We start from the raw sequence: 25,550 nt of genomic DNA on the forward strand, positions 1-25,550 counted from the left end.
AGTTGTTTTGTCATATACCTTTGAAAGCGCTTAGATATTAAGATTAATTCATAAGATAGCAAATCAACGGAGGGAGAGTAGAGGAGAGCCAAGGCTGCAAAAAGAGAGAAAGCCATGAAAGATGCTTTATTTATATGAATCTAGGTTTAGGAGGACTTACATATGGCGAACGCAAGCGTCGCACCAGACAAGACATCAAGACCGGATCTCGGCAAGCATAAGACCAGCGGGATAAGACGCTTTTTTAAGCAAATAGATCTACAGCTTATGGTATTGCCAGCACTCGTATTAGTTTTTATTTTTGCTTATATCCCCATGTACGGTATTCTAATTGCTTTCCAGGATTACAAGTTAGGGAATAGCTTTATTAGCAGTGATTGGGTTGGATTAAAGCACTTTACTTACTTCTTTAATGCACCTGAATTTGAAGTAGTTATGAAAAATACAATCATCATTAGTTTACTGAAGTTTTGTTTTGGATTTCCCGCACCAATCATTCTGGCGTTAATGCTGAATGAAGTTCGTAAGATGTTTTTTAAACGAGTAATTCAGACCGTTACATACTTGCCTCACTTCTTATCTTGGGTGGTTATCGGCTCGATGGTTACTTCGATGCTATCCGTAGATAATGGCAGTATAAATATGCTGCTTGAGAAATTGAGATTTATTGATGAACCGATTAATTTCCTTTCTATGACCGAATATTTCTGGGGAATTTTAGTTACAACCAATGTATGGAAGGAAATTGGATTTGCCTCAATCGTTTACTTAGCTGCCATTGCTGGTATTGATCCGCACTTATACGAAGCTGCTTCGATGGATGGTGCGAGTCGTTTTAAACAGATATATTTGATAACGTTGCCTTCCATTATGCCAGTTGTGATCATCTTTATGATTCTGGCTATCGGTAATCTGGTGAATGCAGGATTTGAAGATATTTTGATCCTTGCTTCCAATCCGGCTCTACGAGAGGTATCAGATTCAGTTGATGTATATGTTGTACGTGTCGGTATAGATAACTTCAGGTACTCCTATGCGACTGCTATCGGATTATTCAAGGCCGTTATCAGTGTGACATTACTTACCTTTGCAAATTTCATTGCCAGAAGAGCAGGAAACAGCTTGTGGTAATGAATTACTCAATATAGGGGGACTGAATTATGAAACGTACTAACATAGGAGACCGATTGTTTATTGGATTCATATATGTATTCTTGACCTTACTGGCTTTCTCCGCGTTTTATCCATTTTGGAATTCACTTGTGATTTCTTTTAATGAGGGGATGGATACTTCCAAAGGCGGAATCACTTTCTGGGTCCGTGAGTTCACGCTTGAGAATTATAAGATCGTATTTGAAGATTCTCGTTTAATGGGTGGATTCGTCATTGCAACATTGCGGACGGTAATTGGTACAGTAACAGCCATATTGGCTACTTCGATATTTGCTTATGGGATGTCGAAGCGCGAACTAATGGGTCGCAAATACTACATGATTATGTGTATCATTACAATGTATTTCGGTGGGGGACTCATTCCGTCATACATGCTTATCAGAAGTTTAGGCCTCTTCAACTCATTTTGGGTGTTTATTATTCCTGCACTTGTCAGCGTATGGAATATGATCATATTCCGGACCTTCTTCCAAGGTCTTCCGCAAGGTTTAGAGGAGTCAGCAAAGATTGATGGCTGCGGATACTGGGGAACTTTTCTCCGAATCGTACTTCCCTTGTCAGGGCCTGTCATCGCAACATTATCATTGTTCACAGCAGTCAATCACTGGAATGAGTGGTTCGTAGCGAGTATTTACATTACGAAAGAAGAGTTAATGCCGATTCAGACCATCTTGAGACAGATATTGTTCTCTAATATTGCTTCTGAACAGCTGTCTAATGTAGATGCAAGTTCCATTGCTCATATTAACTCAGCCAAGAAAATAACGTCGAAGTCATTAACGATGGCTACGATCATGGTTGCAACCATTCCGATTGTATGTGTATACCCGTTCCTGCAAAGATTCTTCGTTAAAGGGGTCTTAGTCGGATCATTGAAAGAGTAGGATGATAGAATGAGATGGGGTTTAGAGCGTATTGCTTTGAACATAGATTACAAATTGAAAGGGGAAAATACATTGAAGACTAAGAGAAAGATGCTTCTCGGAACGTTGTCTACCTTGCTATTGTCGACAGTGGTGGCGGGGTGTAGTGGCAACAATTCAAGTGCTCCAGCTGCAACTGCTGAACCAGCGAAAGAAGGAGGAACAGCGGTTAACACAGCGACTGAAGCTCCAGCGGCTGATTTGTATGAGTTAGGGAAAGAACCGCTTGAAGTATCATTCTACGGAAACTACGGCTGGTATCAAATGCCGAAATGGGGCAAAGATGCTGCTTCTAAATGGATTTTAGATAATTTGAAAATCAATGTCACTGGAATTAGTTCTGGTGGTAATAATGCTCAAAAGCTGCAAACGATGATTGTTGGTAACGAGCTACCGGATATTGTGTGGACGGAGAAAGGTGCTGACGTAGAGCGTCTTCGTCAAGCAGATATGCTAGTTCCTTTGGATGAATACATTGATAAATATCCAAACTTTAAAAAGTACTTAACAGCTGGACATTTGGAATTGCTTCGTTCTCCTGATGGGAAAATCTATCAGCTGCCGAATTACTATACAACACAGCCAAACGGCAATGCCGGTTATGCGATCAATAAGAAAATATACAAAGAACTTGGTTCTCCAAAGCTAGAGACTACGGATGATTTGTATGCTTACTTAAATGCTGTTAAAGCGAAGTTCCCAGATGTTATTCCGTTTGAGACTGGCTTAGCTAAAGATGGTAACGGTATTGATCAGTTGTTCTCCTCTTTTAAAGAGAATAACCTTTCGTATACTAGAATATACGCTGTACCTGATGGCGACAAAATGGCTTCCATTTACAAAGATGAAGGGTTCCGTGAGTCCGTTGTCTTTGGTGCTAAATTAATGCGTGAGAAGCTTATGACACAGGATGCGAACACCCAAACAGAAGACCAAATTAGAGAGAAAGCGATGAATGGCAAGTTCGCTGTGATTGCGACATTCGATCCGATGAAATTGCTCGCTACTGCTGATGAAGAGATGAAGAAGAAAAATCCGGAAGAGGGTTATATGTTTATTAAACCAATCTACAAACCGGGCTTGGATCAAAGTAAAATCACTCCGGGAACGTACAATCAGTTAGGCTGGAACGTTGCTACAATCACTAAAAACGCTAAAAATCCAGAAGCTGTATTCGCAATGCTTGATTGGATGACAGGTGCAGAAGGTTCTATGGTGCTTAACTGGGGCCCTCCCGGACCAGACGCTTACTGGGATGGATTTGAAGCAGATGGACTTACTCCTAAATTCAATAAAGAAAAATATCTGAATGAGCCAGAAGCATTATCTGAAATCAGTGGCAAGGCTGGTGACTTGGTTTGGGTAGGAAACACGGTTTTCTTGGATAATACGAAGAAAATGATGCTGCAAACCCTTCCAGCTGACAAGATCGACTTTAGTAACCGCTGGCAGATGGAAGTAACGTGGGCTTCACAAGGCGACTTTACAGAGTTCCTAAACTGGGATCCGGCTCCAGACAGTGAAGAAGGCATTATCAGACAAAGCGTAAGAGATATCTGGCTAACTGCTAGAGCGAAATCAATGTATGCGAAGACCGATGCAGAAGCATTAGCCATTCTTGACAAAGCTCATGATGATTCCATGAAGGTTGGCTATGAGAAATTCCTTGATTATGTTACAAAAGTATGGACAGAAAACAAGAAAGCTTTAGGAAAATAATAATTAGTAATGCGAAGGTTTGCTAATAGGCAAGCCTTCGTTTTTACGTTGTATTCTGATGACTCATTGTTTATAGACTGTTAGACAAATTTATGGATGGTATACTGGGAAAGAGTAATGGTAGAATTTACAGGATTGATTAATGCATTTCAAAGGGGGACTTGTTGATGTACAACGTATTATTAGTAGACGATGAGATGTTGGATCTAGAAGGTATGAGACAATTTATTCCTTGGAATGAGCTTGGTATGGAAGTTGTGGAGGCTGCAAATAATGCGTTTACCGCGTGCGATATTTTAGATCAGCATGTGATTGATATTATCGTAAGTGATGTGAATATGCCGAATATGTCGGGTCTTGAGCTGGCCCGAATTGCCATAGAGAAAAAAAAGGATATACGCGTGATATTTGTAAGCGGTTACCAAGATTTTAGTTATGTTAAGCAAGCTTTGTCACTAAAGGCGTATAGTTACGTCCTTAAGCCCATGGATGATAGTGAACTCATTGCTGCACTTCAGAAAGTAAGGCAGGATTTAGACGATGAACGTAAGCGCCGTGATGTTGAAGAAGCCTATCAGCATATGATTCCAATGGCCAAAAATGATTTGTTAATCCGCTTATTCGAAGGAGAATGGGAAGAGGGTAGCCAGGCCGGAATGTTGTCGCTTGTGAAGTCATACGGTTTGGATAAGCTGAATTGGCCTGTTCGTGTAGCTGTCTTGGAGCTTGACTACTTCAACTGGCTTCAAGGACAGGATAATCTATCTAAACATCAAATGGCCAAGGACTTCCTTTATGAAGTGAATAGAATAGGTCAGAAGCACGGAATGCCACATTGTTACAAGGTATCGGCCTATCGGATTGCATTATTGATTAACGAGCAGGAAATGGAAAAGTTTACAGCGGATATTTATGCCTCGATTCGAGCGAAGTTTCCAGTCACAATGACTGTAGGTGTAGGCAAACCAACATTTTCTATGGAACAGATTCATATCTCCTATCGACAAGCTATGGAAGCTGTGGATGGGAAAATGTTTATTGGCAAGGGCAATCTAATTATGTATGAAACCGTTAGCAGCGAACCGGGGATGATCGATGCCCGTATGTTAGATACCCGTATGGATACGCTGTTTAAAGCGGTGAAAGAGTATGAGTTAGTTCTTATTTATGATGAGATAGACAAGTTATTCCGCTCTGTAAGTAGTTTAAGATCCAAATTCACGATTCATAATCTGGCAATGTATATCATTTGGAAGCTGGATCAGCAGTTAAAGGATGTTAGTGAGGATTTATTTGAAATTTTAGGTATGGAGATACATAGTTTAGATGTTTTACACCAATTCGATACGATCAGCGATATTCGCTCATGGCTCGTACTCAAAACGTTTGAGATCTCAGAGTACCTGCGTAGTAAATCAGATTCAGTGAACCATAAATTGATTAGAGAAATCATCCAAACGATGCAGGACAGAATGAGCGATAACTTTACGCTTAAAGATATTGCGCAGCAGTTCTCTTTCTCCCCTAACTATTTGGGTTACCTATTCAAAGAGGAAACTGGGAAAACGTTCAGCGAAGTACTTACACAGCTTCGAATGGATCAAGCAGGCAAGCTTTTAAAAGATCCGACATGCAAAATCTATGAAATCGCTAGCAAGGTAGGCTATCGTTATCTCCCTTATTTCAGCAGACAGTTCAAAGAGGCTTATGGTATGACACCTATGGAGTATCGTAAGCGCGACAAGTGATGGGGGATGATGTTCTATGAAAATGCGAAGAAGACATAAATATGTGCCGATTGGGTATAAGTTAATGCTGACGTATATGTTTTTTATTATTATTCCTATATCCTTGATAGGGTTCGTCTCTCATTCCATGTATAATGATTCATTGCGCGAACATATCAATACGAATATTAAAGGAACGTTATTGCAGATACGTGACAATATTGATTATAAAATGGACGAAGTTACTCGAATATCAACGCAATTATACAGTGATTTTGATTTTTATCGAAATCTTCGGAGTTATGAGGAAGGCTGGGAAAATTACGATCGGATGTCTAAGAAGGTGCTGCCGAAGCTTGACGTAGCTATTCAATCTACAGGTGTGAAAATAGGAATGTCGCTATTCTTAAAGAATGAATCGATCCCTGAGATCTATTCGAATTCACTTGAGGGCTATTTGGATAATAGTAGCTTTTATCATCTCTACCACATGAAACGAATTGAAGGTAAATCCTGGTACTATGATTTTCCAACTGAAAAGTACGCAGAAACTATGAAATGGTGGCAGATCGAGAGCGATGTAGAGAATAACCGCATCTCGTTGCTCCGTAGACTAATTGATACATACGAACCTCTTAAGCCTAAAGAGATAGGATTCCTGCGGATTAATGTAAGAATTCCAGATCTATTTGACAGTGTCAGTTATACGAAGATAGGAAAAGGAAGTAATTTAATTATAAAAAATGAGTTTGGAAGAACGATGTATCAATCGGGTGAACTACCGGAGAACTATACTAATGAAGCCGAACTAAATAAGGATTACCTTACGATTAAAGAAACGATTATGGTTGCTAACCAAGCATGGCAATTAATCGCGCTTGTTCCAATTGCAATCCTTGAAAAGGATGCAATGAAGGTACGTTTGTTTATTATTTTAATGTGTCTCATATGCTGTGTGGTTTTTAGCTTTGTAGGCATATTTATATCCCGTTATTTTTCGATTCGGATTAATAAGTTCGTATATGTGCTTAATGCTTATCGGGAAGGTGATCTTCACAAGCGTATAAAATATCGGGGGAAGGATGAATTCTCTCAGATAGCAACTGCGCTGAATGATATGGGTGAGAATATTGATATGTTGATTAAAGAGGTATATCTGACGCAGCTCCAGAAGAAAGAAGCGGAGCTTGAAATCCTACAATCGCAAATCAACCCACATTTCCTGTACAATACATTATCGTCTATTATTCAATTAGCCAAGTTTGGTCAAAATGAGAAGCTGCAGAAGATGGTACTGGAGTTAGCGAAGTTTTATCGTTTAACACTAAATGAAGGCCGTACGATGATTCCGGTTCCAACCGAAATTGAGCAAGCCAACGCCTATTTAGAAATCCAGAAAATTAAATATGGTGACCGTTTGGAGGTTATGTTTGATTTTGATACAGGGATCTGGCCTTACGAGACTATTAAACTGATTCTACAACCTTTTATCGAGAACGTGCTAAAGCATGCTTGGTGCGGCGATCACATTCATTTGCGGATAGTAGGACGTAAGGAAGGCGATAGTATTCTCTTCCGAATCATTGACGATGGTATAGGCATCAGACAGGAACGGATTGATCAAATATTCGATTCGAAGGGTCATACGAACACCGGTTATGGCGTCCGTAATGTGGATCAACGGATTAAACTGCAATATGGGCCTGAGTATGGCGTAACTATTTTTAGTCGTGTCGGAATTGGCACTTCAGTTCAGATCTTGATTCCTGCCAAAAAAAGAAAGTAAGGCGCATTGTTGTTGTGTTATAGAGAAAGGGGTCTTAAAGCTAGTTAGTGCTAGCTTTAAGACCCCTTTGATTGTTCAAGTGATAAATTTAGAAGCCTTTGTATTGAGGTTCTTCAGACTCTAATTCAGTTACCCGATTTTCAACCTGTGTTACGATTTGCTGCGTTTGCTCAGCTGCATTTGTAAATAACGTTTTTGCACTTTCGTTTTGTGTTTCAAGTGCAAATTGCTCAAGGCTCGCTTGTGCACCTTTTAAAGAAGATAAACATGTTTTTACTTGTGAGGCTACTGTCATTAGGTTTCTCTCCTCTGTTTAAAGTTTTTAGCATGACGTTTCCTATTGTCCTCAACCCCCACTTTAGTTATGCAGGAAAAAAATACAAACGTTTCAAGCAACCCGATTTCCATAAAAAAGTAGTCTAATTTAGGATTGAATAAACCGTATTTAACAAATAATGAGTGTTAATAAACAAGGGTTGATTTAAAAGGAGGGTATTTGTAATGCCGGAGTGGTTGGAGGTTGTAGTTCGAACACTCTTTGCTGTGGTAGTCCTTTTCTTATTAACGAAATTGTTGGGAAAGAGACAAGTTTCACAGCTTTCGTTCTTTGAGTACATTACGGGAATAACCATCGGTAGCTTGGCCGCCTACATTTCTATGGACACCGATAAGTATTGGCATTTGGGCCTGATTGCACTTGTGGTTTGGGTGGCCTGTTCGCTTGGTATTGAATTTGTTCAGACCAAGAGTAAGAAAGCAAGAGATTTTATTGATTTTAAGGCTACTGTACTTATTAAGGACGGTAAAATACTCGAAGATAATATGAAAAAGGAACTCTTGACTACAGATGAATTATTAGCGAAACTTCGTGCTAAAGATGTATTCAACATATCTGAAGTTGAGTTTGCGATTATGGAGTCTGACGGAGCGATAAATATTCTGCTTAAGAAGGAGTATCTCCCGCTATCGGCAAAGGATCTGGGTGTGAGGGTAGCCCCACAGAAAGAATCACAAGCTGTCATCATGGATGGGAAAGTATTAGATAAACCGCTAGACACCTTAAATCTGACACGCAGCTGGCTTGATGGAGCGCTTGAGAAAATGGGGCTAACCGTCGAGAATGTATTTCTCGGGCAAGTTGATTCTTACGGTGAGCTGACGGTCGATTTGTATGCTGATAACTTTAAAGTTCCACAGCCACAAGATAAACCACAATTATATGCTTTGCTCAAAAAATGTGAAGCGGATCTGGAAATGTTCAGTTTGTCGACAGATAATGAAAAAGCAAAAAAAATGTATGAACAGTGCTCAGAGCAATTGCAAGCATCTTTGAAAGTGCTAAAGCCTTTAATCCAAAGTTGATGGGCTAACAAACCTCATACAAAAACACGAAAGAACCGGTTATTCATTCCGGTTCTTTCTTTGTCTGCAGCTAAATGGAGTAGAAAGTATAAACCTGGTAAACCATTGGCAAACTAAGCCAGATTGATACAACGCAAAAAAAGGAGGTATACAGCCAATGTCAGGAATTTTAGAGACCATTAAAGATCAACTGGTGGGAAGCAGTGATACGGTGTATCAGAACATTTCTGTTCATGGGCATACCTGTCAGTTGATCTATTTACCCTCCATCATCGATTCTAAGACACTTCATGAAAGTATTGCATTACCGCTAATCGCAGAAGCCAATGTAAAGTTAGAATGGCCTGACTTCTTAGAACGGTTAGATCAAGGCGTTGTTTTTCCCGTCTCCTATTTTAAGATGTATGACCTACAAAAGATTGTAGATTTGATCGTTGCAGGGAAAGTAGTGCTTTATATAGAGGACCTTCCTTATGTTTATTATTTTGAAATTACCCAATATCAAAAAAGATCAGTGACCGAATCACAAAACGAACTTGTAGTGATTGGTCCCCAAGAGGCTTTCATTGAAGATATTGAAACGAATCTCTCTTTGATTCGACATAAAATTAAACATCCGGATCTAAAAACCATGCATTATTCAATTGGGAAATATACAAAAACTGATGTGTATGTGGTCTATATTGAAGGACTTTACAAAAAAGAAGTTCTAGCTGAGATTAAACAGAAACTCGATGAAATAGATATTGACGGGATACTGGGTATTAGTTACCTATCGGAACATTTGAGAAAGGGAAACTTCACCCCTTTTCCGGTATTTCAATATACAGAACGCCCTGACTCAGTAGCGGCTTCGCTGATGGAAGGTCGGGTCGGAATATTACAAGACGGAACACCAACTGCAATGATTGCACCGACATCCCTTTTTACAATGCTGCAATCCTCTGAGGATTATTACCAAAGCTTTTATGCGGCAAGCTGGATTCGTATTGTTCGATTTATGTTCTCAATCATTTCCATGATTCTTCCATCACTTTATGTAGCGATTACAACCTTTCATCCTCAAATCATTCCACCGAATCTGTTAATTACCATTGCTTCAGCGAGAGAGAACATTCCATTCTCAGCGCTTACCGAGGCTTTAATTATGGAGCTAACCTTTGAAGCGCTTAGAGAGGCTGGGACTAGAATTCCAAAGCCTGTTGGGCAGACGGTTTCAATTATTGGGGGTATCGTTATTGGTCAGGCTGCGGTCCAAGCAGGAATTGTATCTGCACCAATGGTTATTGTTGTTTCTATTACTGGAATTGCCACTTATATCATCCCCCATTATGAGCTTGGTCTGACTTTCCGACTACTTCGTTTCCCGTTACTGATTATGGGTGGAACCATGGGGCTGCTCGGGGTATATATTACAGCTTTTTTGATTTATGGACATTTAGCTAATTTAAGGCCGTTAGGTGCTCCATATTTGCAACCCGTTGCCCCATTTGTGTTACAGGACTGGAAGGATACATTAGCCCGGTTTCCCTCGAACTTTATGACGAAACGCAGCAACCTCTATACAGATAGGAATAAAAGGAGACAGAAAGAGAAATGAGAATCCTGAAGATAGGAGTGATTGTAATCTTGCTCCTAAATATAACAGGCTGCTGGTCGTCAAATGTAGAATTGGATGAACTAACATTTGTATACGGAATGTTTATTGATGAAGGCAAAGAACAAGGTACTATTGAAATTACGATTAACTCACCCTTGCCCAATCGGCTTAACGCAGCTGGACAACCTTCAAGTGGCGGAGGAGGAGACGGGAAAACTTATTCTACAGTTTCTAAGACCTCAGGAACGATTGCAGACGCTATGTTGTTAATTCAAAAAGATTTAACACGTAAACTTAGTCTTGCTCAATTAAAAGTAATTGTCTTAGGGAAAACCTTTGCTGAACAAGGCATAAGTGAACTACTGCTATGGATTGAAAGAGAACCTAGTCTTCCTCTGGGTGCGTATGTTATGGCTAGCCCCGGAAGTGCCAAAGAAATGAGTACACTAGCACCTATTTACGAGCAATTGCCTTCGGATGTACTAAAGAACTTTGGATCAGAGAGATATTTGTTTTCTACTACAGTTAAGGATTGCTTGTTTGCAGAAGCATCAGGTGTTGGTTTTGCTATAAACAATCTTTCCTTTGGTAAAAAAGAAGAAGCAGCATCTAAGGATGGAAAACCGGAGTATTGGGCAGGAATCCAAGGGGCAATGCTGTTTCAAAAAGATAAGATGAAAGGAGTTCTTAAGCTTAAAGAGGGAAGGGCATTAGCTTGGGCGGCAGGCAGTCTTAAGCTGGCAGTTTACTCCGTCGATTGGGATGAGGGCAATGGTGGCGCAAGTGTTATATTTGTAAGCACGAAATCATCAAAGAAGTTAAATCAAACGGATAAAGGTCCTGTTTTCACAGTCAATTTAAAGGGGAAAGCTAGTGTTATTTATTTAAGGGACCCTAAGAATAGGGATGCAGAGGAACTCGGCCAAATTATCATTGCAAAGCTTAAAGAGAAAGTCTCTGATAATCTTACCGAAGCTATTCGTAATACCCAAAAAGCAGGTGCCGATATTCTACAGCTCGGATTGTTACTGGAATGGAACGATCCAAAGCAATGGAAGCAAGTTAGAGAGCGCTGGGATAATTATTACGCTCAAGAGGCTGATATAAAGGTGAAGACAGATTTTAGCATTGTGGATTTTGGAACAGCAAAATAAGACGTTTAGAGGGAGAAGTTATGCGAACATCGAAATGGCAGCTGTTCCGTTTTTTCATTATTTTCTTCAGCTCTCAAACCACTATTTTTTTGATTCCGACTCTAATTGCTACTTCATCCTATCAAGGCTGGATTGCATTAATAGTGGGGTCATTATTAGGGTTGATCTTATTGTGGTTTACTTTTTACGTCGGTATGTTGCGCCCTAATCAAGCGTGGGTTAGCTTTGGAAAAGAGATCATAGGTAAATGGCCACACAAGTTCATGCTTCTATTGCTCTTAAGCTGGTGTGTTTATTATGCATCTTATGATATTGAGAACTTTGTGCTATTCTTTGGTTCTAATTATTTGAGAGGAACTCCGCCTCTGTTTATTCAATGTGTAATTGGGCTGGTGATTATGTATACGGCAAGTTTAGGCTTTACAACGATAGCGTATATGGCGGATGGTCTTTTTCTTGTTTTTTTCATCACGATGATCATTTTATTTAATTTATTTCTACCGAATGCGGACTTCAATATGCTGCCAGCCTTCATTCATTATCATGATCCCGGGATTGCCCTGAAAGACTCTATTGTAGTCATGTCATGGTTTGGAGAATGGATTGTCCTCTTGTTTGTTGTGCCCGATCTAAAGCTTGAAGCGAAGATGCTCAAAAAATTAGTATTAACAGGGGTATTTGTCCTAGTCACTGTCTTAATTGGTTGGTCACTGACGATGATGAGTTTTGGTCCACACTTGGGTCAGCAACTGCAATATCCTTTCCTTGAATTGGTGCGTAGCTCCAAACAAGATAATTTGCTAGGTAATTCGGATCCGCTCTTAATTGGAATATGGTCATCTTCTATGTTCATTCACAGCTCTTTTCTTATCTACGTAGCCTCTAGATGTGTATCGGGCTTGTTTAATACAAAAGCTAGAAAAATGTACATTCCCTTCTTAACAATAGCTTCAATATCGATAGCTTTTTTATATTCACGACACATAGGCAGTTATTATAAACACTATAATAGTTATGCTATTGTTGTCATTTGGCTAATTGTTGAAAGCATCCCGATCTATTATGCCATCACGGCTTACTTTCGATATCGGAATAAAACGGCGAGGTAAATGAAAACAGAGAGGGAAATCTAGGTGCTGCCTTTTTAATTGGCAGGGCCTTTTCTTGTGAATTATATATTGGATACACTTTCTGTTATGATGAAAGGAATTATTACAATAATTTCCTCAGATTGGATGGTGCATTTACATGAATCTTCAAGAAGTTACCGAACTCATCAAATCTATTAGAACCAATCTAGCTAGAGTCATTGTTGGAAAAGAGGATGGAGTAGATCTGCTACTAACCGCATTACTTGCGAATGGCCATGTTCTGCTGGAAGATGTTCCGGGTACTGGTAAAACCTTGCTAGCCAAGGTCCTTGCAAAATCTTTAGATTGTACATTTAAGCGTATACAATTTACACCAGATTTGCTGCCTTCAGATTTAAGCGGGATTAATTTTTATAATCAAAAGACAGGTGAATTTCAGTTTAGACCAGGTCCAGTATTTGCGAATATTTTATTGGCTGATGAAATTAACCGTGCAACACCAAGAACACAATCCAGTCTGCTGGAATGTATGGAGGAGCGGCAAATCACGATCGATGGTGTGACTCATGGTCTTGAAGCACCTTTTCTCGTTATTGCTACTCAGAATCCGATTGATAACCAGGGCACTTTTCCGTTGCCCGAAGCTCAATTAGATAGATTTCTGATGCGGATTACTACGGGTTATCCTTCATTTGACGAAGGGATTCATATTTTACAGCGTTTCCGTGAGAATAATCCGCTTGAAGAGACTTTTGCTGTGGCTAGCGCTCAAGATATTCAAGCTGCACAGCATTTGGCCGCTTCTGTGAGTATTAGTGATGATTTGCTAGCCTATATCGTTCGGATTACGGAAGCTACTCGTAAATCTACGGCAGTAAAACTAGGGGCGAGCCCACGTGCAAGCGGAGCATTGCTCAGATCATCTCAAGGATATGCTCTAATTCAAGGTAGATCTTACGTTACACCAGATGATATTAAAGCCGTAGCTGTTCCGGTGCTTGCACATCGTCTACTGCTTCATCGTGGATTAGGTTCAAAAGAGGGTCAGTCCGCAGAAATTGTGATACAAGTGCTTCGTGAGGTAGAAGTGCCAACAGAACTTGTTGCGTCCTTAAGAGGCGGAAAGGTGGAATGAGCTATGGCGTTGCCTTGGTTCATTTTTATTACAATAGCGCTCCTGTTCCTACTTGCCGTGATCTATGAATGGAATGGTCTGAAAGCGCTTAGTTACACTCGGTATTTCTCGACGAAAGTCGCTTATGAAGGGGATAACCTTGAGATGATTGAGGAGATCGTGAATGCAAAGCTCCTGCCCTTACCTTGGCTTCGACTGGAATCTAGTATTGCCAGAGGCTTGGCATTTGGAAGTCAGGATAATCTCGGCATTAGCACGGGTGAAATCTACCAGAATCATATCAGCTTGTTCTTTCTTAAATCTTACCGTCATATTAAACGGCGGCATCAAGTAATTTGCGAGCGGCGCGGGATATACCGTTTGGAATCGGTCACCATGACCACTGGAGATCCCTTCGGATTGATCCGGAAAAATAAAACGTATCCTCTTCAATTAGAGTTATTAGTTTATCCTAATTTGTTGAATTTAGACGATCTTCCGCTTCCGATACATAGCTGGCTGGGTGAACTTCCAGTGAAAAGATGGATCGTAGAAGATCCTTTCCTGACTGCAGGTATTCGCGAGTATAGCTCAGGAGATTCTATGGGGCTTATAAACTGGAAGGCAACAGCGCGCACAGGGACTATGCAGGTGCATAAGAAAGATTACACTGCGGATTCCAGGCTCGTCATTTGTTTGAATATAGAGGACAGTGATTCCATGTGGAGAGCGGTAACAGATGTTGAACGTATCGAGCAAGGGATACGGTATGCAGCCACTATTGCCGAATACGCCATGCGCCATGGAATTGAGACGGGATTTATCTGTAACGGCAGATTGGATAACGGGGGCGAAAGAGATCCTGTTGAAGCAGAATCTATGGCTGAGCTGGAAGACTTGCTAGAGCTGTTAGCGAAACTGGAGCTAGACAGAACGCTTCCTATGAGTCGATTGCTAGCCATGCAGGCCGAGAGTGGAATAAGTGATACAGACTTTTTGATCATTAGCTGTCATAGAGGAGCACAATTACAAGAGGCTGCTGACCTCTTATTGGTGTTGGGCAATGGTGTAGAATGGCTGGATATTCCGGAACAGGGAGGAGAGAGCGCATGAAACTTCCGTTATCTGGTTACGTATGGAATACGGTCAAACTCTGGATATTCTCCATCCTAGAACTATTATTAGTTTTACCTGTATGGATTCTGTTTCAGGTTTATGTACTACCCAAGCAAGTTGAACCTATGTGGCTGACCGCCATACCACTAATATCATTAGTAGGTATTCTGCTACGAAAACAATGTAGTGTTAGATGGAAGCAGCTGCTGTCTGCTCTAATCCTTGGGACGGTGGTTGGGGCTTTGTCAGCAGGAAGTCTGTCTATCGAGAGTCTGCCTTTAGGTGTCGCAGGTTTTATATGCGCTTTTCTCGGTATGACTGCTGACTCTAGAGAACAATCCAGTAAGAAGTATTGGATAGGTATGGTAATCTATTTTGTTGCGACCATTGTCTTTGGGAGAATTACCGATTTGGAGGAGAGTGTTACACTCCTGACCTGGTGCGGTAGTTTGTGTCTATTGCTCACATTATTTATTTATAATAGTAGTTATTTACAATATAGTACGCTTTCTCAAGAGGGCAAAGCTTTGCCAAAAGGATTACAAAGGTATAATCGTATTTATGTCATTGGAATAGGAATTGTTGCGGCAGTGTTAGCGGCGGGAGTCGGAAAAGCTATAGGGACACTGCTATGGAATATGGTACGTTCGTTCTTCGGATGGATTAGTAATTTATTCTCAGGGTCAAGTGAGCCGCTACCTCCGCCCGTAGAACAGCCTCAAGCGAGTCCGGAACTACCTTTTGTTGGAGATGAAAAGCCTGGTCTACTAGCTGCTATATTAGATGTTGCTTTATATGTTGCTGGAGCAGTGTTATTGGGCGTTGCAGCTTATTATGGACTTCGGTGGTTGTATAGAAATGCCGGCGGGAAATTAAAGAGAGCCATGGATGCCTTGTTATCCATGCTGCGCAGAGAGCATACTCCAAAGAACAATACAACTTATCTTGATGAGGAAAAAAGTGTATTTACATGGGAACAAACGCTTCAAGGTCTTAAGGATTTCTGGAGTACTCGCCTTACACCAAGACATCGAAAAGACCGCTGGGAGCAGATGAATAGTGAAACGGAACGTGTTCGTTGGTTATATCGGCGTTGGCTTCATTTGAAGCACGATCATGGTTATGAAGTTAAGAGTTATCTTACGCCGAAGGAAACAGAAGACGATATTATAAAATGGACTGCTCTTAACAAGGTTAAACATAAGGCCGAAGAACGTACGGTTAATACGTCGAATTCATTAATTGAATTATATGAAAAAGTTAGATATGGAGAAGAAAAACCTTCTGCGGATGATGTGGCTGCATTGAAAGATGAATTGAAATTATAGAATAGAATATTCTTCAAATTCGTGTAAATAGGAACAAATAGGTTACAAACGCTTCAAAAGTGTTACAACATGGATACAATTGGATTTGCAGTTACTACTATAATAATTCTAGCAAAATACTCGTGGAGGGAAGTAAATGAGAAAGCATAGCAGTACATATGTTGTTTTACTATTAAGTACCTTTGTCATCAGTCAACTGACTGGCCATACAGCTTCAGCGGCATCCGCTAATGCTGTTCGTACCAATCCAGCTGTTGCTGCGGCGACAGTAACACCCCCTAGCAATCTGGGTTCCATTTCTTTAGGTGCAAATATCAAAGCTACATTAGAAGATGTCAATGTTTGGTCACAACCTGGTGGGAATATTTTAACCTATACCCTGAATTATTCGAATGGGAGCAGTAAAAACGCAAACCTAATGTACTATTTTTCGAGAGTGACGACGCCAGGGGGTTCTGTTATTCCAGGTAACCCTCTGAGCGCTGACGCGGCTAAGAAGAAGATTGGTGCTAAAGAAAGCTTGCGGGTTACATATTACGTCAACATAGGCAAGACCAATTCTTTAAAAGGGATTAAGATTCCCATGTATGTATGGGATTCCAAAACCAAAGGTTATTTAAAGCATGCAGGAAGTTTTACTGTGCCAGCTAATTATTCCCCAACTGCCGTAAATGGAAAAAATGTTAGCACCACAATGAATGACATTCCTGTCATCGCCAAAAGTGAGTCCTTGGAGCTCTATAAATATAATGGGAAAGTTTATGCCAAGGTGGGAATAAGCCTGACTAATAAGGGCAGCAAGGTACTCAGTGATCCGGGTTATGCGGCTTATTTACTCTCTGCAGGTGGCAGTTCGTATGAATTAGCACTTGATCGTTCTCAGATTAGTTACAAGATTCAGCCGCAGGAGAAGAAGATTATCTATTATCTTGCCGAGATTCCTCCTTATATGAAGACGGACAATATGAAGCTGCAATTTACGCAAAAAGATGAAGCACTGAAGCTAGAGATCGCTAAATCTTCGTACAAGCTTCCAGCAGCTACAACACCTAACTTGGTGGTAGGTAAAGGTGTGACCAAGAAAATCACCATTAATAATAATCCGATAGAAACTCAGTTAAACAACGCAAACGTATACGCTGAGAATAATAAAGGGATTTGGACCTTCCAGCTTCGAGTGAAAAATGTAGGGAAGACGACAGTTACGCTGCCAACTTATGAGCTTGCCGTTAAATCTTCAACAGGGACAGCCTTTCCGATCAATGCGAAGGGATTAAGCGGCTTAACTATAAAGCCTTTGGAGGAAAAAATCATTCCGCTTACCGCACAAATTCCGCTTGAGGTTGAGCAGAGTTCGCTGCAATTGCAAATGATAGAGGCTGTTTCAGCTCCAGCTAATCCAGATTCGGGCAGTGCAGGTGAGGGAACTGGATCTGAAGGGAATAATGTAAGTACGGGAAATACAGCCAAGCTGACAGTACCCGTTGCTTACTACACAATTTCCTATACGCTACGACCCGAGATTCAACAAGGCGTGGAGTATAGCGCATCGAATGAATACGGCTCTTTCACTTATAACTTGCTGTCATTACAGCGTTTTCCTTGGAAAGATGATGATATCGTTGTTGCAAGAATAAATATTAAGAATTCCCAATCGGTGGCATTAACGCTTCCAGAATTAAAAGGATCTGTCCAGGTAGACAATGACGATGTATCTTCTTCAACAGAACTGTTTATGGACAAGGAAACCTCGATCATTGCGCCAGGAAAAAATGCGGAGATCTATGTATTTGCCAAAATCCCTTATACGCAAGAGTTCGATAAATTAAAAGTGAACCTCTTTACAACGGTAAAAGAAGAGAAGAGCTCGTTCCTATCGCTTAGCACGAACAGTACGATGAATGCTGTAGCGACTATTGAACGTGGGGGAAGTTATGCAATAACCGGTAAAGGCAAGAACGCTAGTGTTCAAGAGAACAAAACCATTATTTATGAAGGTCTCAATTCTAATATCGTATATACAGAACTACTGCTTAGCAGTGAGGAAAAAAGACAAAGCAAAATGGCTCGCCTTCAGGGTTACTTTAAAACGGGAGATGGCCAGCTATTCGAAGCAACAGTGAATCAGCCAGATACTTCAGCTACACCGGGTGGTAAGCAATTAATTACGTACTGGGCAAAATTGCCTAAATCCGTTATTCCATCAGACGTTAGTATGTATCTAGGTCCAGGGATTACTGGAAATAAGCTGTCTGAACCTGGGCAGGAACCAACTGGGTTCATTAACATTGCTTCATTGAGTCTAAATCCAGTTTCTACTCCACCGGAGAATAACTTGACGAAGGTGGCGCTATATCCGTACACGATGTCTGTTCTAAGTTCGGAAGGGCGATCTATGCAAGGTAGTAACACAATAGATATCGTTATGAATTATAACCTTCTTCGTGACAGTACCTATGACATGGGAACCTTCACCCATAAGCTGGTGCTCAAAATGACAGATCCATATGGTCTATCACAGGAACGAAGCTTGAACATCGGGACTGAACTTCTCGAAGGAAATAACAACTCGTATACTGCAACCTTTACCAATAATATGTATAAAAACTTGTCAGGTGGCGCCTACAGAATCACGCTGTATGATGAGTTCCAAGGAGAACGGATCGAGTTAGCCAGCCAGGCATATAGCATAAAGATCGATAGATCAGTAACTGAGAAGTAAGAATTCATATCTATTAATGTACGAGAAGGAGCAGCTCCAATGTTGCGAGTGGAAAATGTAACGCATTCTTTTAAGAATGGTAATGAAACGACGGCAGTCCTTCATCAAATAGATTTTTCTGTGAAAAAGGGGGAGATGGTTGCATTACTGGGGAGCTCGGGTTCCGGTAAGTCAACCATGCTCAACCTGATGGCAGGTCTGATGAAGCCTACGGAAGGCCACATTTACATTGCTGACCAAGATATTGTGAAGATGAGCGAAAACAAGCTATCTGAATTTCGTAGGAAGCATATCGGGTTTATCTTTCAAGCTTATGAGCTGATTACTAGCTTGACTGTCCGGGAAAATGTTGAGTTGCCGCTTGTGTTCCAATCCGTTTCACCATCAATACGTAAGCAAAAAGCTCTGGCCTTGCTGGAAGGGGTCGGCATTCCGGATAAAGCCGACCTGTTCCCTTCACAGTTGTCTGGCGGACAGCAGCAGCGTGTCAGTATTGCACGTTCCTTGATCACAGAACCGTCCGTTATTTTCGCAGATGAACCGACCGGAAATCTGGACTCAAAGACAGAAGAGGAAATTATCAATATCCTGCTTAACCTGAACAAGAAGATGAAGACCACCTTCATCGTAGTAACACATGAGCTCAAAGTTGCTGAACAAATGCAACGGATTTTCACGCTTCAGGACGGATATATGATTACTGAGAAACCAACTTCTTCGGATACAGAACTCGAAGGGGGGGAACGCATTGAGGATTAGTGATATTTCACGTTTGGCTTGGGAGCAAGTCAAACGACGGAAAGTTGTCACAGGTCTTTGTATGGCAGGTATATCGATTGGCTGTGCTGCTATTATTGTTGCTTTAAGTATAGGAGATTCCGCGCAAAGCTATACGGAGCGGGAAATTAACCGGAATTTCAAAATGGATGAAATAACGGTGACTCCGAACAGCGGCATCCCTTCACAAGGGGGAGGGGGTGGAGCTTCTGCTTCTGATGCAAAGCTCGATCCCGGCAGGCTGACGGCTCAGAAACTAGAAATTATCCAAAGCCTGCGGCATGTTACCGCAGCAGCACCTTTTCAAGAGCTTGGCTACATACAAATGACTACTATCGATAATAAAATTACAGATGTACAGCTTATCGGAACGGACCTTCGGTTGCTAACGAAATACGACAAGACGTTCAAGCAAGGTGGTCCTTCTGATTTGATTGGAATGGCAGTGCTAAACTATGGAGCAACTGTAGGGTTAATAGATGTCGAGACTCGGCAACGTCTTTTTGAACAGCTGAATTCAGATCCGTATAATAATAAAATCATGGAACAATACAACAGTTTAAGCATGCTTCCGTCGGATATGTACAAACAACAGGTTCAATTACAATCATATGATCCTGCTTCTCAAAGTGGACAGTCCTTAGTCAGCTCACCCATTCAAATTGTTGGGATATTGGATACTGGGGGGAACCCTGATATGGCGATGTACGACAAGAAGATGTACGTGTCGTTAGAGACGGGTGAGCGGCTAGTAGAACAACTGAAACTAATGAATGGAACCGTTGGGCAGAAGGGTGTTTATAACTCAGCCATTGTAAAGGTCGACAATACTGACAATATTGTGCAAGTGGAGAAGCTTATCCAGAAACTCACACTAAATACAAGTACGAATTTGTATCAAAAAGAGGCGATGGCGTCTACTTTCAGTATGTTCAAAAAAGCAGCGCTTGGTATTGGTATATTCATTTTAATTATTGCTTCGATCTCGATCATTGTTGCGATGACCATGTCCACCCATCAGCGTCGTCGCCAGATCGGTATTATGAAGGTGCTAGGCGCCAATATGGGGCAAATCAGAAATATGTTCATTACAGAGGCGGCATTGCTCGGTATGCTTGGTGGGCTGCTCGGTATAGGCTTTTCGTACTTGATTGTGTTTGGCATAAATAAGCTGATTGGTTCCACAGGAGGAATGGGGATGGGTGAGCCCTTAGTAATCACTATTCCTCTGATGACCCTTCCAATAGGGATCGCATTTGCGGTAATGACAGGCGTACTATCGGGAATCTATCCGGCGATCAGCGCATCCAGAACAAATGCGCTCACGGCGATAAAACGGGATTAGCTATTTTTTTAGTTGAAAGGAAGCAGAAGTGATGAAGAGGAGAATCAAGTGGATTGTATTGGTATTGATCATTATTGCAGCAGGTTATTTTGTATACACCAAGATGTATAAAACCGAGGCACAGCTAGAACCTGTTGAACCCCCACAGGCGATAACTTTTGAAGTGACACAGGAAACCATCACCAACTCTGTTCAGGTCAAAGGGAATTCACAATATGAGCAGGAAACGCTTGTATATGCACCATATGCTTCAAAGGTAACCAAGTGGAAGGTTGAGAATGGTGTTCAAGTTAAGAAGGGGGATTTACTGTTTACCCTCGATCAGGAAGCCCTAAAGAATGAAATTGCTACTCAAGAGGCGACCATTCGTAAGGCTCAGCTAGAAGCGGAACTAAATGAATTTGTTAGTCAGCAGGACGAGGAGAATGCAGCCCTTGGTGCAACAGAAGCTGAACGTATAAAGGCACTTGCAGCCCAAGAATCAGCAAGACTAGGGAATGAGCTTAACCAAGTAAATGCTGAAATACAGGCTCGTGAATTAAAAGAAAAGAAGGCTAAGCTAAATACAGCCCTCTACCATGCTCCTGCAACAGGTGTTTTTCTATTTGACAGTGCGAGTGAAATTCCGCAAACGGTAACAGATAATCAATACATCGGCAAAATTGTAGATATGAACAAGCTTGAATTCATAGCACTTGTAGGTGAACAAGATGTCTTCCGTATTAAGACGGGAATGAAGGTCGATGTTAAAATGACAGCTTTAAAAGATTTAAAGCTGTCTGGAGAAGTGACTAAGGTATCTAAATTTGCTAAGACTGCTTCGGGTCAAAATACTACCGCTACTTCGGTTCCGCAATTTGAAGTGGTAATCTCACTGCAACCTAACGAGCGTTTAATTGGTGGACTAAGTTTGAGCGGAGAAATCGAGACGGTTCGCAAGGAAAATGCCATCGTTGTATCCAGCATCGCAGTCATGCATGAAGGGGATCTCTCCTACGTGATGGTGGATAAAGGCAATGGGGAATATGAACGAAGAGATATCAAAGTGGGCATGGAGACGGCTGACAAAACAGAGGCCGTCTCAGGGTTAAAGGTTGGAGATGTTGTTGTGCTTCAATAGATTGGAATAGACCTAAGCCTATTTCTCAATCGTGAGTCGCCAAGATTTAATATTTTTATTTAGCTCGGTAAGGTCAGGAACCGGAACTGGCTCATCGGATAGATTATATTTAGCTTTCAAGGCTAAAATCCGATAGACGCTCTCATCAATCCGTGATTCCTGTACCTTGCCTTTTTTTACATGGTCCAGAAGCGATTCTAGTACCCGCTTCTCATTATCATAGCCGTGAGCGATAAGTAAGATATCACTGCCTGCATTTATAGTATCTACCGCAGCTGTGGTAAGGTCATAATTCTTCATGATCGCTCCCATAGTTAGGTCATCTGTGATTACGAGTCCTTGATATTTCATATCATCACGAAGTAGCTCACCAATGATTTTACTTGATAAAGATGCGGGTTTATCGGGATCAAGTTTCGGATACAAAATATGAGCGACCATAACGGCATCTGTTTCCTCTTTTATCGCAGCTTGAAAAGGGAGCCATTCTAACTTAGCGAGTTCTTCAGCGCTCTTATTCACAATCGGCAGCTCAAGGTGGGAGTCGACGGAAGTATCTCCGTGACCAGGGAAATGTTTGACAACAGGCACTACACCTTCACTCTCCATGCCTTTCATTTCGGCAATCCCTAGCGTACTGACTAGTTCAGCGGAGCTACCGAAGGAACGATCACCAATTACAGGATTATTTGGATTGCTATTGATATCAAGGACGGGAGCGAAGTTCATATTAAATCCTGCTGACAATACTTCTCTTGCGAGCAGCTTGCCCATCATTTCGGCAGCATTAGCATCCTTGCGGGTACCGACCTTTCCATTAGAGGGGAAAGAAGCATACTCCTTAGGCATCCGGCTGACTTTTCCGCCCTCCTGATCGATACTCATAAATAAAGGGGCAGGGTTGCCTCTGTTACTCTCTTTCATGGAATTAATGAGGCTGACCATACTCTTCAGGTCTTGAATATTGTTCTTATAAAGGATGATTCCACCGACTTTGTCTTCGGCAATCATCCTTTTTGCTTGATCATCTAGAACGGTTCCATCGATACCAACAAGGAGCATTTGTCCAATTTTCTCTTCAAGGCTCATACTGGAAACCTGAACAGCAATTGGATCACTCTCTGAGGAGGGAGCTGCTGTGGAACTGGTAACTGGCGTAGGTGTAGATTCAGCAGTCGGCGCATTTGTAGCGACAGCTTGAGAACTGTTACTGCTATTGGAGCAGCTAGTTAACAGAACCATAGATAACATAGCTGAAGTCAATAAGAGGGTGCCAGAGAATTTCAGTTTTAGGGTATTGCGAGTGAATCTGTTCATTAAAAAAGACGTCCCTTCGTTGCTTATTTAGATGTCAGAAGGATGAATCCTTGCTGACTTAGATACTCGGTGATAAGATGAACTTAAATCTTTACATATAAAAAATTGAATTATGAGGTGACGGAAAGATGAAAGATGGATTAGTGAACGCACTTAATGAACAGATGAATTTCGAGTTTTATTCCGCTCATGTTTATCTAGCTATGGCTGCTTATTGTTCCGGTGAAAGTCTGGATGGATTCGCAAACTTTTTCCTGATTCAAGCTGAAGAAGAAAGATTCCATGCCATGAAAATCTATAAGTTTCTTAATGATCGCGATAATCGGGCAACACTTGAAGCTCTACCTGAACCGAAGAACGAGTACAGTTCGATGCTGGATGCTTTTGAACATGCTTTTGCGCATGAACAACAAAACACAAAACGGTTCTATCATTTGGCTGACTTGGCGCTGGATGAGCGTGAGCATGCAACGATCTATTTCTTGAAATGGTTCATTGACGAGCAAGTAGAAGAGGAAGCACTCTTTAGCAACATCATTAGTAAACTGAAACGAATTGATAAAGATAGCAACGCCTTCTACATGCTAGATGCTGAGTTTGCTGCACGTACTTTTACAGCACCTGCTGAGTAAGTGAAGGTATTGAAGATCTGAAAGCCTGAGAAATCAGGCTTTTTTATTTTATGGCTGAAGGTAGTTTAATGGCAAGCAGCTTATTATCCGTTCGAATCATCAGCATGCCTCCGGTTTTAAGCGAAGGAGTAAAGTTACGAGATCCTGTATTCACGGTAAAAATAGGCTTCAAAGTCAACAGATCATAAGCGTGAAATAGGCCATCTGATTGTCCACTATACACCACGTTTCCAAAAAGATCCGTCTGAACGACAGGATTCTCCCCACTATTGAGCACTACAGCCTGCCCATTTCCAAGTTTAAGTGCGGATAGCGTACCCGTATCATAATTGGAATATAACATTCTTTGTTGATGAACTTGGTGAAGTGGATAATCCTTCTCTTTAGCCATAGAGGTCCAGGTTTGAACAGGTTTACCTTCCGCTGAGTAATTCCAGAAATTATATTTCACAAGCTTGCTGCCCTGAAAAATATAGAAGTCATTTCCGTCCAAGAACGCCGTCCCATTGACACCACCAAATGCGAACACTCCATCTTTATTGTCGGTATCTGTCCATTTATATAAACGTTCTGCTTTAAGTTCACCCGTTTTTACGTTGAATACAGAAACTTTTACATTACGATTTACAGGGTTATCATCAAGCATTAACGTATTGGTCATGGAGTAGAGAAGGCCATCCTTTACTGCTAGTGGCCACCATTGTCGGGTCTGATCCCATAGTTTTTTGCCTGTCAGACTGTCATAAGCGGCAAGAGCGGCAGTTGTTAAGGCTCCCTGAGAGAGATAACTTCGAATAACAACCCCATCGGTTTCCATAAGTTCTGATAAGCCTGTAAAGTTATTGCTCTCCTCGACAGCCTTCCATTTGATCTTCCCACTGACAGCATCGACCGCTGCAAGTTGACTCTCTTGTGTTACATAAATGGTGGAGCCTAACCGTTGTATACTTGTGGCTTTAGGTAGTGATAATGAAGCCGACCATGCTTTTTTACCAGCTTCATTAACAGCATACAGAGAGCCACTTTGGGTCAGTCCGTAGATATATCCATTACTGTAAGTGAACAATGGAGCTAATGCACTTCCGAATTCCCACATTTTTTTACCTGTTATAGCATTCAATGCGACTAGTTTTTCATTCCGCTGCAAGGCAAAAACTTTCCCATTCTCGGCAAGGGCTGTAACGTTCTGCTCAGTAATCCGATCTTCTTTTAAGATAGCGGTCGAAAACGACCATACAGGAGTAAGAGTGGGTGCTTTGACTTCATTGTAATAAGGATAGCTTGTACTTATGACGGCTTGTTCTGCGGAAATGACGGATAATGATCCGTTGTAAGCTATTGGGGATGCAATGCATGTAACAGCTAAAACTTTAATCATAGTCTTGTGCAAAGACTGAATCATCGTTTCACGCTCCTCAAAATAGTGATTACTATAATTAGACATTATAAATGGCAAAAAGTTACTATTCATAAGAATGGAATTAAAGTTGAACAAAGGCAAACTATGTTACACTCCGCAAAACAGTTATGACCTAGCAACTCTA

General features: G+C 41.2%; 20 protein-coding genes. 17 read left to right on the forward strand and 3 right to left on the reverse strand.

Features of this window, described 5'->3' with window-relative positions:
- The first annotated feature begins 162 nt into the window (after positions 1-162).
- From MHB64_RS14035 to MHB64_RS14055, 5 genes are all read left to right on the forward strand, one after another.
- A complete protein-coding gene (locus MHB64_RS14035; protein ID WP_094869814.1) occupies positions 163-1,131 on the forward strand; it encodes an ABC transporter permease in 969 nt (322 codons plus the stop codon).
- A 29-nt stretch (positions 1,132-1,160) separates the two neighbouring features.
- Positions 1,161-2,057, forward strand: a complete 897-nt coding sequence (locus tag MHB64_RS14040; RefSeq protein ID WP_042127373.1) for a carbohydrate ABC transporter permease — start codon at positions 1,161-1,163, stop codon at positions 2,055-2,057.
- Between the two features lie 72 nt (positions 2,058-2,129).
- Positions 2,130-3,815 (forward strand): extracellular solute-binding protein, encoded by a 1,686-nt coding sequence (locus tag MHB64_RS14045; RefSeq protein ID WP_094869893.1) that lies wholly within the window; start codon positions 2,130-2,132, stop codon positions 3,813-3,815.
- Positions 3,816-3,982: 167 nt separating this feature from the next.
- On the forward strand, positions 3,983-5,563 hold the full coding sequence (locus MHB64_RS14050; protein ID WP_280786061.1) for a response regulator transcription factor: 1,581 nt from the start codon (positions 3,983-3,985) through the stop codon (positions 5,561-5,563).
- Positions 5,564-5,579: 16 nt separating this feature from the next.
- Complete coding sequence (locus tag MHB64_RS14055; protein ID WP_094869816.1) at positions 5,580-7,328, forward strand: sensor histidine kinase; 1,749 nt, start codon at positions 5,580-5,582, stop codon at positions 7,326-7,328.
- Between the two features lie 88 nt (positions 7,329-7,416).
- Here MHB64_RS14055 and MHB64_RS14060 read toward each other — a convergent pair whose 3' ends face one another.
- Complete coding sequence (locus MHB64_RS14060; RefSeq protein WP_036678243.1) at positions 7,417-7,623, reverse strand: DUF1657 domain-containing protein; 207 nt, start codon at positions 7,621-7,623, stop codon at positions 7,417-7,419.
- A 206-nt stretch (positions 7,624-7,829) separates the two neighbouring features.
- Here MHB64_RS14060 and MHB64_RS14065 point away from each other — a divergent pair, with 206 nt between their 5' ends.
- The 11 genes from MHB64_RS14065 to MHB64_RS14115 all read left to right on the forward strand — a co-directional run bounded on the left by MHB64_RS14065 (position 7,830) and on the right by MHB64_RS14115 (position 22,057).
- Positions 7,830-8,690, forward strand: coding sequence for a DUF421 domain-containing protein (locus MHB64_RS14065; protein ID WP_094876065.1), 861 nt, complete (start codon positions 7,830-7,832; stop codon positions 8,688-8,690).
- A gap of 157 nt (positions 8,691-8,847) precedes the next feature.
- Positions 8,848-10,290 carry a spore germination protein gene (locus MHB64_RS14070; RefSeq protein WP_341134645.1) on the forward strand — a complete coding sequence of 481 codons (1,443 nt, stop codon included), beginning with the start codon at positions 8,848-8,850 and terminating at the stop codon, positions 10,288-10,290.
- Entirely contained in the window at positions 10,287-11,444 is a 1,158-nt protein-coding gene (locus tag MHB64_RS14075) for a Ger(x)C family spore germination protein (RefSeq protein WP_341134646.1), read from the forward strand. Before MHB64_RS14070 ends, MHB64_RS14075 begins: the two co-directional genes overlap by 4 nt.
- A gap of 20 nt (positions 11,445-11,464) precedes the next feature.
- Entirely contained in the window at positions 11,465-12,553 is a 1,089-nt protein-coding gene (locus MHB64_RS14080) for a GerAB/ArcD/ProY family transporter (protein ID WP_094869820.1), read from the forward strand.
- 139 nt (positions 12,554-12,692) lie between these two features.
- The gene (locus tag MHB64_RS14085; RefSeq protein WP_341134647.1) at positions 12,693-13,670 is read left to right on the forward strand and encodes an AAA family ATPase; all 978 of its coding nucleotides are present in this window, start codon (positions 12,693-12,695) and stop codon (positions 13,668-13,670) included.
- Positions 13,671-13,673: 3 nt separating this feature from the next.
- On the forward strand, positions 13,674-14,762 hold the full coding sequence (locus MHB64_RS14090; protein ID WP_341134648.1) for a DUF58 domain-containing protein: 1,089 nt from the start codon (positions 13,674-13,676) through the stop codon (positions 14,760-14,762).
- The gene (locus tag MHB64_RS14095; RefSeq protein WP_341134649.1) at positions 14,759-16,093 is read left to right on the forward strand and encodes a hypothetical protein; all 1,335 of its coding nucleotides are present in this window, start codon (positions 14,759-14,761) and stop codon (positions 16,091-16,093) included. The genes MHB64_RS14090 and MHB64_RS14095 overlap by 4 nt, the downstream gene beginning before the upstream one ends.
- A 136-nt stretch (positions 16,094-16,229) precedes the next feature.
- A complete protein-coding gene (locus MHB64_RS14100; RefSeq protein WP_094869824.1) occupies positions 16,230-18,815 on the forward strand; it encodes a hypothetical protein in 2,586 nt (861 codons plus the stop codon).
- A gap of 39 nt (positions 18,816-18,854) precedes the next feature.
- Complete coding sequence (locus MHB64_RS14105; RefSeq protein ID WP_094869825.1) at positions 18,855-19,574, forward strand: ABC transporter ATP-binding protein; 720 nt, start codon at positions 18,855-18,857, stop codon at positions 19,572-19,574.
- Positions 19,564-20,937 (forward strand): ABC transporter permease, encoded by a 1,374-nt coding sequence (locus MHB64_RS14110; protein ID WP_179281574.1) that lies wholly within the window; start codon positions 19,564-19,566, stop codon positions 20,935-20,937. Before MHB64_RS14105 ends, MHB64_RS14110 begins: the two co-directional genes overlap by 11 nt.
- Positions 20,938-20,968: 31 nt before the next feature.
- Positions 20,969-22,057 carry an efflux RND transporter periplasmic adaptor subunit gene (locus tag MHB64_RS14115; RefSeq protein WP_094869826.1) on the forward strand — a complete coding sequence of 363 codons (1,089 nt, stop codon included), beginning with the start codon at positions 20,969-20,971 and terminating at the stop codon, positions 22,055-22,057.
- 18 nt (positions 22,058-22,075) lie between these two features.
- Here the strand turns inward: MHB64_RS14115 and nagZ are convergent, their stop codons facing one another.
- Complete coding sequence (gene nagZ / locus MHB64_RS14120) at positions 22,076-23,374, reverse strand: beta-N-acetylhexosaminidase (RefSeq protein WP_094869827.1); 1,299 nt, start codon at positions 23,372-23,374, stop codon at positions 22,076-22,078.
- A 128-nt stretch (positions 23,375-23,502) separates the two neighbouring features.
- On the opposite strand from nagZ, the gene MHB64_RS14125 reads away from it, so the two are divergent.
- Entirely contained in the window at positions 23,503-24,006 is a 504-nt protein-coding gene (locus MHB64_RS14125) for a ferritin (RefSeq protein ID WP_042127399.1), read from the forward strand.
- A gap of 43 nt (positions 24,007-24,049) precedes the next feature.
- On the opposite strand, the gene MHB64_RS14130 is transcribed toward MHB64_RS14125, so the two are convergent.
- Positions 24,050-25,408 carry a PQQ-binding-like beta-propeller repeat protein gene (locus MHB64_RS14130; protein ID WP_341134650.1) on the reverse strand — a complete coding sequence of 453 codons (1,359 nt, stop codon included), beginning with the start codon at positions 25,406-25,408 and terminating at the stop codon, positions 24,050-24,052.
- Between the last annotated feature and the right edge of the window lie 142 nt (positions 25,409-25,550).

Origin of the sequence: Paenibacillus sp. FSL K6-2859, from assembly GCF_038008265.1 — a bacterium.
In the GTDB taxonomy this organism is placed as follows: domain Bacteria; phylum Bacillota; class Bacilli; order Paenibacillales; family Paenibacillaceae; genus Paenibacillus_AQ; species Paenibacillus_AQ nitricinens.